A 14,010-nucleotide genomic window follows, 5' to 3' on the forward strand; every position below is an offset into this window, starting at 1 on the left:
AGGGCAAAACGGCCACGGACGTCAGCCCTCTCGACGCCTGAAATTGACCCAGGTCGCATCTCAGTCGCCCAACAACCCGAATACGGATGCCTTGAACACTGTACCAAACAACAACTGCACAGCCCAATTCTAGACCAATTCGCCGCAGCCGTTTCGCAGTAGCGGCCAGCCCGCAAACGTCGCGATCGATCTTTTCAGATTGCGGGAAAATCGTTCGATGAAATACTTCATGCTGAATCAAGTGACTTGTCATGTTAAATAACATTTTCATGATATAACAATCAGTTATAATATTTTTATTTCTTCTCTATATAAAGTAATTTCAGATATTAAATCCGCGCAAATTTCTATTGCTTTTCCATTTTCGTTTCCTATAATGTCAACCTGCCTACAGATCAAACGTCAAATGTACCGGGGGGAACATGGATCGACGTTACTTTCTCAGTGCTGCCTTGTCCGCCTTTGCCGCGCCGGCGTTCGCCAGACGGCCCGCCGAGCGCCCGCGCGTCCTGTCATTCCACCATCTGCACACCGAGGAGCGCATCTCGGTAACCTACCGAGTCGGTGACAACTACCAACGGGGGGCATTGCAGAAGCTCAATCACTTCTTCCGCGACTTCCGAACCGGCGATACGGTTACCATGGATCCCAAGCTGTTCGACCTGCTCTATGACGTGAAGGCCCACCTCGGCGACACCGATGCTCGTTACGAGATCTTGAGCGCCTATCGTTCACCGAGCACCAACCGAATGCTCCGCGCGACGAACCGCGGCGTGGCCAAGAACAGCCTGCACCTGACCGGGCAGGCAATTGATGTACGCTTCCCCGACCTTCCAACGCGGCGCATCCGCGACGCGGCTCTCTCGCTCGCGCGCGGCGGCGTCGGCTATTACAGGCGCTCGGACTTCGTCCATCTCGATACCGGCAGTGTGCGGCGCTGGGGCGCCTAAGGAGCGGCTGATTCGCTGGCCGTTCCGGCCGGAAATTCAGCACGGAACCGCATGACGCGGTGGCCCGTCATTGTCAGGCGCCTTGGCGCCTGACAGCGGCGGGGCATGCTGCTTCGCACATGAAGCGCTGAATCTGTCAGCACGTCACGAACAGGAGGGCCATGGCTGGCTCTCCATGGGCAACGTCAGGGCGCACTTCGGCAACGCGGTTTCCGAAATCCCATCGGTTTGCCCGCTCATCCCAGGACGCGAAAACTCGCCGTGAGGACGGGGACATCGACCTCCGTCACCGCGATTCGCAGGCGATCATTCAGTGCCGGCGTCTCCCGCGATCGCACCCGCCCCTCCAATGCCAGCTCGGGGATCAGAATGGTCGTTTTGCGGTCATCGCGTTCGACGACGACGCCCTCGCCCCGCCAGTCTCCGTTGTCTCTCAGATAGACGTGCTTCCAGTGCTGGTTCGACAGACGCTCGCTCCGCCGAACCGAGGCGGCCGCAGCCTCCGCCCGTGCGATCCGCTCCTTGACCTCCTCCCGTGCAAGACCTTCGCCACCCGTAAGCTCAGCTCGAATCTGCTGGTGCACCAGGAGATCGGAATAGCGTCGCAGGGGGCTCGTCGCCCGGGTGTAGAAGTCCAGACCCAGGCCTGCATGAGCGTCCGGAACGTCTGACAGGCGAGTCGGCTTGAAACGCCGTCGCCGAGCATACATGGCCGCGAGATCGGCGGAATCGTCGAGATCGTCCGGGAGTGCCTGAGTGGCGAACGGGATGGGAATTCCACGATCCAGACAAAAACGTGCCGCGGCAACCCCGGCCATCAACATCGCATCCGTGACCATCGCACGACTCGTAAGCCTGGGCAGCGGCCGGATCGTCACCTGCCCCTCCTCATCCACTCGCACGCTCACCTCCGGTAGATCAAGGCCGGCCGCTCCGCGCGCATGGCGTCGCCTGCGAAAGGGCTCGACAAGGGCACGTATCGCCGAGAATGGCGGCGCATCGATCGACTGCTCTACGCGCTCGTAGCTCAAACGCTCGACGCGCACCCAGGTGCGCAGAATCTCGACGTCGACGAGCTCGCCGTGCTCGTCACAGCGGATTCCAAAGGAGAGGGCCGGCGAGGTCGGCGCGAGACCGAGGCCGAGGCGGTCGGTGACGCCCAGCGGCAGCATATTGACGATGCCCTCAGGCAGGTAGAGATTGGCCCCCCGTGCGCGCGCCTCGAGCTCGGGCTCCGAGTGCGCGGCCACCAATGCCGCCACGTCGGCCACGTGCACCCATAGCCGATCCCCGTCGACGCTGATCGCGTCGTCGGGGTCCCGGTTGCCTTCATCGTCGATGGCATAGGCGAGGAGATGGGTCAGGTCGAGCCGATCCTCGCCCGCCAGGTCGGGGACCGGCAAATCCGGATCCGAGGTCGGCACACCGCAGCGGGCCGGGTATGGATTGTGGTTCAGCCGCCAGTAACCGACCTGAACGAGTGCGCGGTGTGCATTGTCGGGGGTCTGGCCATGACCAAGGGCGGAGAGGATGCGACTATGCTCCGACTGGCCCAGTGCCAGGCGCTCGATCTCGCCGAGTCGAGAGACGTCCTCCGGCGCCGGCCTCGCCGCCGCCATGCGCTGCAGAAACGCCTGCCACTCGCGCGCCTCCGCCGCCTTGGCCTCCCGCTCCGCCCGATCGCGCTCCACCGCCTCCCGGGGACGTGCCCAGATTCGGCCTGGCGTCCCGCTGAAGGTCAGGCCCTCGGAGACCAACTGCCATGCGGCCCAAGCCGTGGCCGGCGTGAAGGCATCGAAGGCCAGCTCGGCGAGGTCTTTCAGGGTCGTCTCGCCCCCCTCCAACAACTCCCAGGCCTCCTCCAGCTCGCCCTCCCGGGGGGCGAGCTCCGACAGGTTCCGTAACGGACCTGGATGGAGCAGCTCGACATCCTTTGGCCGTACGCGCTTGCTTTGTCCGCCGTCAAGCTCGATTTCGATCTTCTCGCCCACGCTCACCACCCGGGCCGGGCGGGCCTTGTAGAGTACCAGGCTGTTGACTGGGGGACTGGATTGATATGACGACAAGCTGCTGTGATCTCCTGTTCGGGCTGAAATAATGCGGCCTGAGTCCGACCTGTCAGCCAGGGCCGACCAGGGCGCTCTCAACGCGTTCGGTTATGATAACGAATCTGGCCGCATCTCAACGCGGTCTCCCGGCGCGATCGGCGCGAGGTGATTTTCATGCATCCAACTTGGCGAGACGTTCTCACGGCGACCCGCGCGCAGCTCGGCGAGGATGGGGTCCCGCGCTTCCCGGAATCGGGCCCATCGAGCACCGACGGCTGTCGTCTGTTCGACCTCTCTCATCTCGGACTGATCGCGGTCCGTGGAGACGATGCCGCCGACTTCCTGCAGGGCCAGCTCACCAATGACATCCGGGAGCTCTCGGAGACCCATGTCCAGTGGAGCAGCCACTGTAGCCAGAAGGGGCGGATGCTGGCGAGCTTTCTCGTCATCCGCGCCGGCGATGCCTTCTATCTCCAGCTGCCCGCGCAGCGTGTTCCCGAATTGCTGAAACGACTCAGGATGTTCGTGCTCCGCAGTCGGGTCACCCTCGAAGACGCCAGCGACGAGCTGGTGCGGATCGCGCTGACGGGGGACTGCGCCGCGGTGCTCCTGGCCAAGCGAGGGCTCCCGGTGCCGGATCAGGCGAACGGCCTCGCGCTGACCGACGGGCTCGCCGTCATTCGGCTCTCCGGACATCTCCCCCGCCTCGAGCTCATCGGCCCGCCCGATTCCATGCGCGAGCACTGGGAGGCCTTCCGGGGCACGGCGACCCCTTCAAACGCGGACGGCTGGACGCTCCTGGACATCCGCGCCGGGATTCCCACCGTCTATAACCAGACCGCGGACGCCTTCGTTCCCCAGATGGCCAACATGCAGCTGATCGACGGGGTCAGCTTCAACAAAGGCTGCTACACCGGCCAAGAGGTCGTCGCCCGCATGCAGTACCTCGGCAAGCTCAAGAGGCGCATGTACCTGGCCGAGCTCGAGAGCGACGTGCCCCCGCAGCCCGGGGATGGACTCGTTTCAGCGTCCAGTGCGTCCCAACAGGGCAGCGGCTGGGTGGTGTCGGCGAGTCGCACCGAGGACGGGCGCTACGAGCTCCTTGCGGTCGTGGAGATCAACGCAGCGGAGTCCGGCGAGGTGCGCTTGGGTGAGGGCGGACCGCTTCTGCGTCTCAAGGACCCGCCTTACGGGTTTCCTGCGCAGGCAGAGCCCTAGGAGCCCGAACGCCCCGCGAGAGGCATGCCAAGGAGCGGGAGCTGCGCTGGACCACCCGACGCCGGGCCGCGCCATTGGCGGCCTCAGCCGCCGGCCTCGGGTCGCATGTGTGGAAACAGCACGACATCGCGGATCGAGGGTGAATCCGTGAAGAGCATCACCAGCCGGTCGATGCCGATGCCCTCGCCCGCCGTCGGCGGCATGCCATGCTCGAGGGCGCGAATGTAATCGGCATCGAAATACATGGCTTCGAGGTCTCCGGCCTCCTTTTCCGCAACCTGCTGGCGGAATCGCTCTGCCTGATCCTCGGCGTCGTTCAGCTCGGAGAAGCCGTTGGCGATCTCGCGTCCGCCGACGAAGAACTCGAAACGGTCGGTGACGAACGGATTCTCGTCGTTCCGCCGTGCCAATGGCGAGACCTCTGTCGGATACTGGGTGATGAAGGTCGGATCGGTCAGGCGATGCTCGACGGTACGCTCGAACAACTCGATCTGCATCTTTCCCAGACCCCAGCTCGCATTCGGGACGATCCCCAGCTGGACAGCGATGGCGCGGATGCGCTCCAGGTCGTCGACCTCGGCCGGATCGAGATCGGGATTGAACTGCAGGATCGCCTCGCGCACCGTCATCCGGGAAAAGGGCCGCGCCAGCTCGTACTGCTCGCCCTGGTAGTCGATGCGAGTCCGACCCAGGACCTGCCTCGCCATCTCGCGCAGCATGTCCTCGGTGAGATCCATCAGATCCTGATAATCTGCATAGGCCTCGTAGAACTCGAGCATAGTGAACTCGGGGTTGTGCCGCGCCGACAGCCCCTCGTTTCGGAAGTTGCGGTTGATCTCGTAGACCTTTTCCAACCCCCCCACAACCAGGCGCTTCAGGAACAGCTCGGGCGCGATGCGCAGGAACAGCTGCATGTCCAGGGCGTTGTGATGGGTAATAAAGGGCCGGGCGACCGCACCGCCCGGAATGACCTGCATCATCGGGGTCTCGACCTCCAGATAACCCCTGGCGTTGAGATAGTCGCGGATGAACTGGACCACCTTGGTGCGGATCCGAAAGGTCTCGCGCGTGGCGCCGTTCATGATCAGATCCAGATACCGCTGGCGGTAGCGGCTCTCCATGTCGGTCAATCCATGAAACTTCTCAGGAAGCGGCCGCAAGGCCTTGGTCAACAGGCGAATACTGTCGCACTTTATGGACAGCTCACCGGTCTTCGTCTTGAAGAGCATGCCCTCGGCGCCGAGGATGTCCCCAAGGTCGAGATCGCGCTTGAAGCGCGCATAGGCGTCCTCGCCGATCAGATCGCGCTGGACAAAGAGCTGGATGCGCCCCGACATGTCCTGGACGTGGGCAAAGCCCGCCTTCCCCATGATCCGACGGCTCATCAGGCGGCCCGCGACCTTCACACGCAACCCAAGCGCTTCGATCGCCCCGGCGTCGCGCTCGCCGTACTCCGCCTGGAGCTCTCCGGCGACGACATCGCGACGGAAATCGTTGGGAAAGGCCGCGCCCTGGGCACGCAGCTGTGCGAGCTTCTCGCGCCGTTGCGCAATCAGCTTGTGCTCATCGACTGCCTCCGGACCGCTGCCGGCCGCATCGACGGCCTGGCCGGACGCACGCGGGTGCCGGTCGACTTGGTCGCTCATCACCTCAGGTTCTCCGTAAAGCTGAATCCGAGCCAGATCCGCGCAAGGACCATCTCAGGGCCAGGCGTTTCGGCCGGCCTCGCCCGCGCCGCGGTCCGCTCCGTCAGAGCGATCCGCCCCGGCGCTTAGGATGTCCGCACTTCTTTTTGCTCAAGAATACGTTAGAGGCCGCTTTTCAGGCTGGCTTCAATAAAGGGATCGAGGTTGCCGTCTAACACCGACTGGGTGTTGGCGATCTCGACATTGGTTCTCAGGTCTTTGATACGCGCCTGATCGAGGACATAGGAGCGGATCTGACTGCCCCAACCGATGTCGGATTTGCCTTCTTCGACCACCTGCTGGTCCGCGCGCCGCTTCTGCATCTCGAGCTCGTAGAGCTTGGCCTTGAGCTGCTTCATCGCGTGATCCTTGTTCTTGTGCTGCGAGCGATCCGTCTGGCACTGGACCACGATGCCGGTCGGGTTGTGCGTGATGCGAACGGCCGATTCGGTGCGGTTGACGTGCTGACCGCCCGCGCCGCTCGCCCGATAGACATCGATGCGCAGATCGGCGGGATTGATCTCGATGTTGACGCTGTCATCCACCTCGGGCGAGACGAAGACGGCGGCAAACGAGGTATGGCGCCGATTACCCGAGTCAAACGGCGACTTGCGGACCAGCCGATGGACACCGGTCTCAGTGCGCAGCCAGCCGAAGGCGTAGTCGCCGGTGAACTTGATCGTGGCCGACTTGATCCCGGCGACCTCCCCGGGCGAAACCTCGAGCAGCTCGGTCCTGAACGCGCGCCGCTCGCCCCAGCGCAGATACATGCGCAACAGCATCTCCGCCCAATCCTGCGCCTCGGTCCCACCCGATCCGGCCTGAATATCCAGGAAGGCGTTCTTCGCATCCATCTCGCCGGCGAACATGCGCCGGAACTCCAGCTCGCGGACCCGTGCGTCCTGCTTCTCGAGGTCCACCGCGAGCGCGTCGAGCGTCTCCTCGTCCTGCTCTTCGGCGGCCAGCGCCAGGAGATCGTCTGCATCGGAGAGGCCCGTGTTGAGCTCGTCGATCGTGATCACGACCGCCTCGAGCGCCGCCCGCTCCCGCCCCAGGGCCTGGGCGCGCTCGGGGTCGTTCCAGATCTGCGGGTCTTCCAGCTCGCGCAGAACCTCCGTCAGGCGGTCTTTGCGCTCAACGTAGTCAAAGATACCCCCTAAGGGATTCAACGCGTCCCTTGAGGTCACTGATCCGATAGGCGATCGGGTTGATATCGAGCATCTTCGACTCCGGCAAGCAAACGTCATCAGTATACGCCGCTCAATGATTCCGAGACCAGTTGACCGGGCACCTCATACCCGTGCGCGAGACCGACGGCTGTCGTCCTCGCGATGTGCGTCCGGACCCGCCGCAACCCGGTCTTCCGGCAAGGGCGACGCGTCCGGTGCACGCCAGGGCAAGGCGCACCGACGCGTCGCAGCAGCCGTGCGGCGAGCAGCCGCAACGCCGGCCCGACGTGCGCGCGGCATACGGGGCGCCGAAAAATTCATGTACGGTGGGTCTATACTCGGGATCAGGTCAACCAACCGGCTCCGACCCCAACCATGGCTCGCCTGCCCCGATTCGTCCTTCCCGGCTATCCGCAACATGTCATCCAGCGCGGCAACAACCATGCGCGCATCCTGTACGCGGAGGACGACTACTGGTTCCTGTGGGAAAAGATCGGCGCCGCCGCCGACAAGTTCCAATGCGATCTGCACGCCTATGTGTTGATGCCTGATCATTTCCATCTTCTGCTCACGCCGCGTCTGGAGAACGGCGTGGGCAAGCTGATGCAGTACGTCGGACGCTATTATGTGCAGCACTTCAACTCCCGTTACGAGCGTACCGGCACCCTCTGGGAAGGACGCTACCGCGCGACCCTGCTCGATCCCAGGCAATATCTGCTCCCCGTCAGTCACTACGTGGAATCCAACCCCGTCCGCAGCGGATTGGTGAAGAGCGTCGAGGAGTACGGGTGGTCGAGCTATGGGGCCAATGCCCGCGGGGATGATGACCCCTTGGTCACACCTCACCCCGAGTACGAGCACCTCGGACGCAACGCAAAGGCCCGGCGCACCGCATATGCCGCGCAAGCCGAGAAGACCCTCGACGCGGCTCTGCTGACCCGGATCCGGGACGCGACGAACAAGGCCTGGGTGCTCGGCGACTCGACCTTCTGCGCCGCGATCGAAGGGGCATTGAACCGGCGCGCCCTGCCCCGCCCGCGGGGCGGTGATCGACGCTCCGCCGCTTACCGTCGAGCCACGGGAAAGCTGTGAATCGGCCGCAAGCCCTCGTTCGAACCCCCCCGGCGGAGGACGAATTCTTCACGGAGGAAGGCTGCTATATCCTGGAAACCTGGAACCGCTCGGACGACCCCGCCGTCTCCGTGGCGCGCGCGCGCGTCCCGCCAGGGGCGACGACACGCCGTCACCGGCTTGCCGGCATCGTGGAGCGCTATCTGATCCTGCTCGGCGAGGGGCGCGTTGAGGTTCAGGGGATGGCGCCTCGCGTCGTCGGCCCGGGTGATCTGGTCTACATCCCGGCGGGTTTCGGCCAGCGTATCCTCAACACGGGCAAGGCCGAACTGGTCTTCCTGGCCATCTGCACACCGCGCTTCGTCCCCGAGTCTTACCAGGATATCGACTCCGCCCCACGTCCCTGCCTTGACCCGCTGTAGCGTCGGACCAACAATACGAGTCATGGCCGATATCCTCATCGAACGCGAGCATACCCTTGGGCTGGAGCAGGCGCTGAGCCGCCTCGAGGCGGTCGCTGAGCTGCTCGGCAGCGAGCTCGACGCCCAATGCGCGTGGAACGGAAATCGGCTCGATTTCAAACGGACTGGGGCGACAGGATGTATCGAGGTCACCGACACCGGCCTCACCCTCGAGGTCAATCTTGGCTTCCTGCTCAAACCGCTCAAGGGGCCGATCGAGCAGGGCATCACCGACCGAATCGACAGCCTCATCCCCTGCCGCACCCCCGTCTGACCACGCGCCCAGCGCTCGCCTTCACGCGATGATCCCATGAGTCCCGAGACCCAGGCGGCCGTCAGCGAGATCTTTCACCTCTACGACCCCCCCCTGTGGCTGGTCACCGCGCGTGCAGGCGCGCGCCGCGGCGGCTTTGTCGCCACCTCCGCGACGCGCGCGTCCATCGTCCCCGATCTCCCCCGCATGCTCGTCGCCGTCGCCAAGCACCATCACACGTGGGAGCTGATCGAATCGAGCGGCGGCTTCGCCCTGCACCTGCTCTGTGCCGACGACCTTGCGAGTGTCTGGCGATTCGGGCTGGTCTCGGGCCACCAAGTCGACAAGCTCGCCGACCTGTCGCTCCCCGCAACACCGAACGGTGCCCCACTGCTCACGAGCGCCCTGTGCTGGTTGGACTGTCGCGTCGAGGATCGCCTGGATACCGGGGATCGAACCGCCTATCTGGCCGCGGTGACCGGCGGCGAGGTGCTGAGGCGTGGCCCGCCGCTGACCGTTGCGGGCGTGCTGCATCATGCACCCGAGGCGCGCCGCGCCGAGTTGAAGCGTCTCTACGCGGAGGATCAGACGACCGACCGTGCGGCGATTCTTGCCTGGCGCCGGCGCCGTGGCGCGGATTAGCCCGCGGGGGAGCTGTCGTCGCAGCGCCCGGCGATCCGCTGCTCGTCAAGCGAAGGTCATCGCCACCAGCACCGACCGTGGCCCCGACGGATGCGACACGATGACACGAAAGCATCAACCGGCGTCGGTATAAGGACAGCAGGGCGGCGTCAACGGCGCTTCGGGTCCGGCCACCTGCAAGGATCATGCGTCGATCCAAAGCCCTGATGCGATGACTCCTCGGAACCGAGACCGGCCCCGCACCCCCTCCAGAACAGCGAGACCTCACCATGAAACAGCCGACCCACAAGACCAAGATCGTCGCGACGATCGGCCCGGCCTCCGATTCGCCCGAGATGCTCCGCGCCTTGATCGAGGCCGGCACGAACGTCGCGCGACTGAACTTCTCCCACGGCGACGCAGCCTATCACGCGGCCCTGATCGGGCGTATCCGAGAGGCCGCCGCAGCGACCGCACGACGCATCGCCATCATGGGCGACCTGCCCGGCCCCAAGATGCGCATCGGCGATCTGGCAGAGGAACCGATCGAGCTCCTGCGCGACGAGGTCTTCACGCTGACGACAGATGAGATCCTTGGGGACAGATCGCGTGTGAGTATCAGCTTTCCGGATCTGCCCGCGGCGGTGCAGCCGGGCGACCGGCTCTTTCTAAACGACGGCTTCATCCTCCTGAAGGTGCTCGAGGTCGATGGGCCCGACGTCCGCTGCAGCGTGCGTGTCGGCGGCGAGCTGCGCTCCCGCAAGGGGCTCAACCTCCCAGGCATCGACCTCGGCATCAGCGCCTTCACCGAGGACGATCAACGGTGGCTTGGCTTCGCGGCCGAGCATCGGCTGGATGCTGTCAGTCAATCGTTCGTCGCGACCGCAGACGACATCCTGGCGGTTCGCCAGGCTGCCGAGGCCATGGGCTATGCACCCTTCATCATCGCCAAGATCGAGCGCGCCGGCGCGCTGGACAACCTGGAGGACATCCTGCATGCCGCCGACGGCATCATGGTCGCACGCGGCGACCTCGGCGTTGAGATCCCGATCGAGCGGATCGCCGTCGTGCAGAAACAGATCACCGAGCTTGCCAATCGCTTCGGCAAGCCCGTCATCACGGCCACCCAGATGCTCGAGTCCATGGTGAGCTTCCGCCGACCGACCCGCGCCGAGGCGACGGACGTGGCCAACGCCATCCTGGGCGGCACCGACTGTGTGATGCTCTCGGCGGAGTCCGCGATGGGTCGCTACCCGGTGGAGGCCGTCGCCATGCTCGCCGGCATCGCGACCCACGTGGAGCCGGAGCGCGCCAAGCAGCCTTTCGTCCGCACCATGGACGGGTTCCACGGCTCGGGGCGCATGCGCGCGGCCGACCTGATCGCCGCGAGCGTCTATCACACCATCAAGGACAGCGATCCCAAGGCCGTCGCGGTGCCGACCCAATCGGGCAGCACGGCGCGCAATGTCGCGCGCTTCCGGCTGCCGGTGTGGATCATCGCTTTCAGCCCCAACGCTTCCACCTGCCAGGCGCTGCAGTTCTCCTACGGCATCCACCCCATCGAGGTCGCTTCAGACCGCGCCGACTGGTCGAGCTTCCTGCGCCAATGGCTCTATGAACGGGGGGTCCGCGAAGGGCTGGTCCTGCTCACGCAAGGACCGAGCGCGGAGAACCCGTGCGGGAACCATCGGATGGAAGTCCTGGAGCTGCAACCCGAATCGGGACAGCAGTGTGACTAAGCTTGCCCGGGACCCGCTCGCACCGGAGGGCTCGCCGAGATTCGTCCGTCTGGCCGACGGCCGTCGCCTCGCCTATTGCGAATACGGGGATCCCGGCGGGAGAGCGAGCCTCTACTGCCATGGGTTCCCGAGCTCGCGTATCGAGGCGCGCCTTCTGCACGAGGAAGCCAAGGGCGCCGGCGTGCGGGTGATCAGCCCGGACCGGCCCGGCTACGGCGACTCGGACCCCGATCCGCAGCGGACCCTGTTGAAATGGGCCGAAGATATCCTCGGGCTGGCGGATCAGCTCGCGCTCCATGCTTTCGATCTGATCGGGGTCTCCGGCGGTGGTCCATATGCCCTGGCCTGTCTCGCCCGCATACCGGAGCGAGTCCGTGCCTGCGCGCTGGTCTGCCCGCTTGGTCCCATCTATCTGGATCCTGTGCGCATCGAGATGCGGCTCGTGACCCGTGTGAGCTTCACGCTCGCCCACCAGTCGCCCGACCTGGCCCGGCTGCTCCACGGGGGGGCTCTTCCGGCTCTGATCGCAGCCTCACCATGGCTGATCGACGGCGTCCGCACCCTGAATGCGGGCGCATCAGACCGTGCTGCCCTGCAAGACCGCCTCGCGCGCGAGGTTCTGACCCGCAGCGTGCAGGAGGCGATGCGAGTGGGTGCCCGGGGCGCCCGCCAGGATCTGGCCCTCTACACCCAACCCTGGAACATCGATTTCGGCGCCCTGACCCAGCCGATCGCGCTCTGGCACGGCGACGCCGACAACACGGTCCCCCTCGCCCATGCGCGCTGGTATGCCGAGCACCTAGCTGGGTGCAGCTTGCGGATCCTGCCCGGCGAAGGCCACTACTCGCTCCCGCTGCGCCACGGAGGCGACATCCTGCGATCGCTGGAGGCCGAGTCGTTTCAGGCAGGCCCCTGGGGCGCTCCAGCCGACATATCGCGACCAGAGCATGCCGAGCCCTGACGCCAAGGGACCCACGCCACGCTTCGCTACGCCTGCCCGACCCCCGGCCGGTCCCGCGGCGCCCTAACGGCCTATCTGGTTGAGCTGGAAGCGGCTGCGCAGAAAGCCCTGGAACTCCTTGACCTCTTCCAGCGCCAGTTTCAGGCGTCCCTCCTCGATCCGGTTCAGGTGCTCCAGCGGCAGATAGTTGTCCGGGGGACGCCCCTGCTCGCGCGCGAGCAGCTGGGCGCGGAGCCGCAGGTAAACCAGGAAATCGAAGGCTGCCTCCAGGTTCTCCGCCTGCTTCGGTCTCAGGACCCCGGCATCTTTCAGGCCGAGGATACGGGTGCGTGTGCCAGAGTCGATGATCCCGGCCTGCAGGGCCATCGCCTTGACGCCCTCCGTGATGGCGAAGATGCCGGCCTTCTTGAGCTCGATGCAGCCGCGGTGCGGCCCGCTCTTCTCCGGCTTGATCTGCCCCAACAGCCCAAGCGGCGGCCTGAAGCGCACCACGTTGGCGGCGCTGTATGCGAGAAACAGGTTGTTGGCCCGCAGCTGAGCCGTGATGTGGTCCTTGAGCTCGCGCTCAAACCGGTCGTCGCCGTGCAGCGTGCGCAGGTCGAAGAACATGCTCCCGGAGAGGATGTTCTCAGGCGTCGCTGTCCGCAGCCATCGCTCGAGCACCGCCTTCCAGTCCCCGAGGCTGCGCCGCCACTGCTCGTTCCTGGCCATGATGCCGCCAGGGCAGGCGGGCACGCCGATCCCGATCAGGCAGTCGATCAGGTCCAGGCTGAAGGCAGTCAGCCGGTCGCGCTCGGCCGCCGAGAGATCGTCCGCATAGACGATCGCGTTGTCCTGGTCGGTCACCAGCGTCTGCTCCCGGCGCCCCTCACTGCCCAGCACCAAAAAGGCAAAGCGGTTGGTGAGGTCGGGATAGCGCTCGCCGCGCACCAGCTCGATCAGGCGAGCGAGAATACGGTCGTTGAGGTGGGCAATCGTCTGCACCAGATCCTTCGTAGCGACACCCGTGCCCACCAGATGGACGACCAGCTCCTCGGTCTTCTCATGCAGGCTCTTGAGCTCCTCGGCGCTGCGCGCCTCCTCGATCTCCTTTATCAGCTGTTGCGGCGAGCGGCTCTGCAGGCGCAAGACGTCCGAGTCGGTCAGGATGCCGCAAAGCTTGCCGTCGGCATCGACCACGCACAGCCGGTGGATCCGCCGCCGGCTCATCAGGTAGAGGGCGTCGAAGAGATACTCCTCCTCTCCGATCGTCACCAACGGGCTGTTCATGATGTCGTCGACCCGCAATCCGCTCGGATCCAGCCCCTGCGCCACCACCTTGTTGCGAAGGTCGCGGTCGGTCACGATGCCCACCGGGCTCTGGCGCGCGCAGACCACGATGCTCGAGATATTGCGCTCCCGCATCCTGTCGGCGGCGGCCACCAGCGCATCGTTCGTCTCGCAGGTGACGACCCCACGCTGGCACAGCTCCTTGACCGGCACAAAAAAGACGTTTTCAGCAGACATTTCGCCTCAGAATCCGCTGTGTTTTGGTTGGCCTGCTGCGACCGCCCCGCATGGATCCGTCGCCCGACGGGGCTATCTCAGGGCGTGGCCAACCAATTTAGCCCAGCCGGCGACGCCGCGCGAGGACTAGGCGAGCCGCAGCCGCGGCGGCGGGACCCTCCTGGGCCCGTCGGCGTATCCGCCCAGCCCAGGTCACCATGTCGCGCGTGCGTTGACCCCAGCCCAGGTGACTGGTAGCCTTCTGCCCCTGATCGGGCGCATAGCTCAGTGGGAGAGCACTGTCTTCACACGGCAGGGGTCGCTGGTTCGAACCCAGCTGCGCCCACCA

12 protein-coding genes and 1 tRNA gene are annotated in these 14,010 nt (G+C 65.1%); 9 read left to right on the top strand and 4 right to left on the bottom strand.

The features are described 5' to 3' along the window. The first annotated feature begins 422 nt into the window (after positions 1 to 422). Positions 423 to 950, top strand: coding sequence for a peptidoglycan L,D-endopeptidase MepK (gene mepK, locus LJE61_RS02205; protein WP_296909424.1), 528 nt, complete (start codon positions 423 to 425; stop codon positions 948 to 950). Between the two features lie 236 nt (positions 951 to 1,186). Here the strand turns inward: mepK and LJE61_RS02210 are convergent, their stop codons facing one another. Beyond that, entirely contained in the window at positions 1,187 to 3,016 is a 1,830-nt protein-coding gene (locus LJE61_RS02210) for an RNB domain-containing ribonuclease (RefSeq protein WP_296917285.1), read from the bottom strand. 156 nt (positions 3,017 to 3,172) lie between these two features. Here LJE61_RS02210 and ygfZ point away from each other — a divergent pair, with 156 nt between their 5' ends. Further along, positions 3,173 to 4,216, top strand: coding sequence for a CAF17-like 4Fe-4S cluster assembly/insertion protein YgfZ (ygfZ, locus tag LJE61_RS02215; RefSeq protein WP_296917288.1), 1,044 nt, complete (start codon positions 3,173 to 3,175; stop codon positions 4,214 to 4,216). A gap of 83 nt (positions 4,217 to 4,299) precedes the next feature. On the opposite strand, the gene lysS is transcribed toward ygfZ, so the two are convergent. Continuing rightward, a complete protein-coding gene (gene lysS, locus LJE61_RS02220) occupies positions 4,300 to 5,862 on the bottom strand; it encodes a lysine--tRNA ligase (RefSeq protein ID WP_296909627.1) in 1,563 nt (520 codons plus the stop codon). A 161-nt stretch (positions 5,863 to 6,023) separates the two neighbouring features. Next, positions 6,024 to 7,122 (bottom strand): peptide chain release factor 2 gene (gene prfB / locus LJE61_RS02225; RefSeq protein WP_296909628.1). Its coding sequence is split into 2 segments (ribosomal slippage): positions 6,024 to 7,046 and positions 7,048 to 7,122, totalling 1,098 coding nucleotides; the frame shifts between segments, so codons are not numbered across the junction. Between the two features lie 323 nt (positions 7,123 to 7,445). Between prfB and LJE61_RS02230 the strand changes: the two genes are divergently transcribed. The 6 genes from LJE61_RS02230 (at position 7,446) to LJE61_RS02255 (ending at position 12,176) form a co-directional block, all read left to right on the top strand. Then, a complete protein-coding gene (locus LJE61_RS02230; RefSeq protein WP_296909629.1) occupies positions 7,446 to 8,162 on the top strand; it encodes a transposase in 717 nt (238 codons plus the stop codon). Then, complete coding sequence (locus tag LJE61_RS02235) at positions 8,159 to 8,563, top strand: cupin domain-containing protein (RefSeq protein WP_296909630.1); 405 nt, start codon at positions 8,159 to 8,161, stop codon at positions 8,561 to 8,563. The genes LJE61_RS02230 and LJE61_RS02235 overlap by 4 nt, the downstream gene beginning before the upstream one ends. A gap of 22 nt (positions 8,564 to 8,585) precedes the next feature. Next, positions 8,586 to 8,876, top strand: a complete 291-nt coding sequence (locus LJE61_RS02240; RefSeq protein WP_296909632.1) for a polyhydroxyalkanoic acid system family protein — start codon at positions 8,586 to 8,588, stop codon at positions 8,874 to 8,876. 36 nt (positions 8,877 to 8,912) lie between these two features. Then, positions 8,913 to 9,497, top strand: a complete 585-nt coding sequence (locus LJE61_RS02245; RefSeq protein ID WP_296909634.1) for a flavin reductase family protein — start codon at positions 8,913 to 8,915, stop codon at positions 9,495 to 9,497. A 269-nt stretch (positions 9,498 to 9,766) separates the two neighbouring features. Further along, the gene (gene pyk, locus LJE61_RS02250; protein WP_296909636.1) at positions 9,767 to 11,215 is read left to right on the top strand and encodes a pyruvate kinase; all 1,449 of its coding nucleotides are present in this window, start codon (positions 9,767 to 9,769) and stop codon (positions 11,213 to 11,215) included. After that, the gene (locus LJE61_RS02255; protein WP_296909637.1) at positions 11,208 to 12,176 is read left to right on the top strand and encodes an alpha/beta fold hydrolase; all 969 of its coding nucleotides are present in this window, start codon (positions 11,208 to 11,210) and stop codon (positions 12,174 to 12,176) included. Before pyk ends, LJE61_RS02255 begins: the two co-directional genes overlap by 8 nt. A gap of 63 nt (positions 12,177 to 12,239) precedes the next feature. Here LJE61_RS02255 and LJE61_RS02260 read toward each other — a convergent pair whose 3' ends face one another. Next, positions 12,240 to 13,682, bottom strand: a complete 1,443-nt coding sequence (locus LJE61_RS02260) for a putative nucleotidyltransferase substrate binding domain-containing protein (RefSeq protein ID WP_296909639.1) — start codon at positions 13,680 to 13,682, stop codon at positions 12,240 to 12,242. 253 nt (positions 13,683 to 13,935) lie between these two features. On the opposite strand from LJE61_RS02260, the gene LJE61_RS02265 reads away from it, so the two are divergent. Next, positions 13,936 to 14,010, top strand: a tRNA-Val gene (locus tag LJE61_RS02265).

The organism is Thiocapsa sp., from assembly GCF_022340925.1.
Taxonomy (GTDB): Bacteria; Pseudomonadota; Gammaproteobacteria; order Chromatiales; family Chromatiaceae; genus Thiocapsa.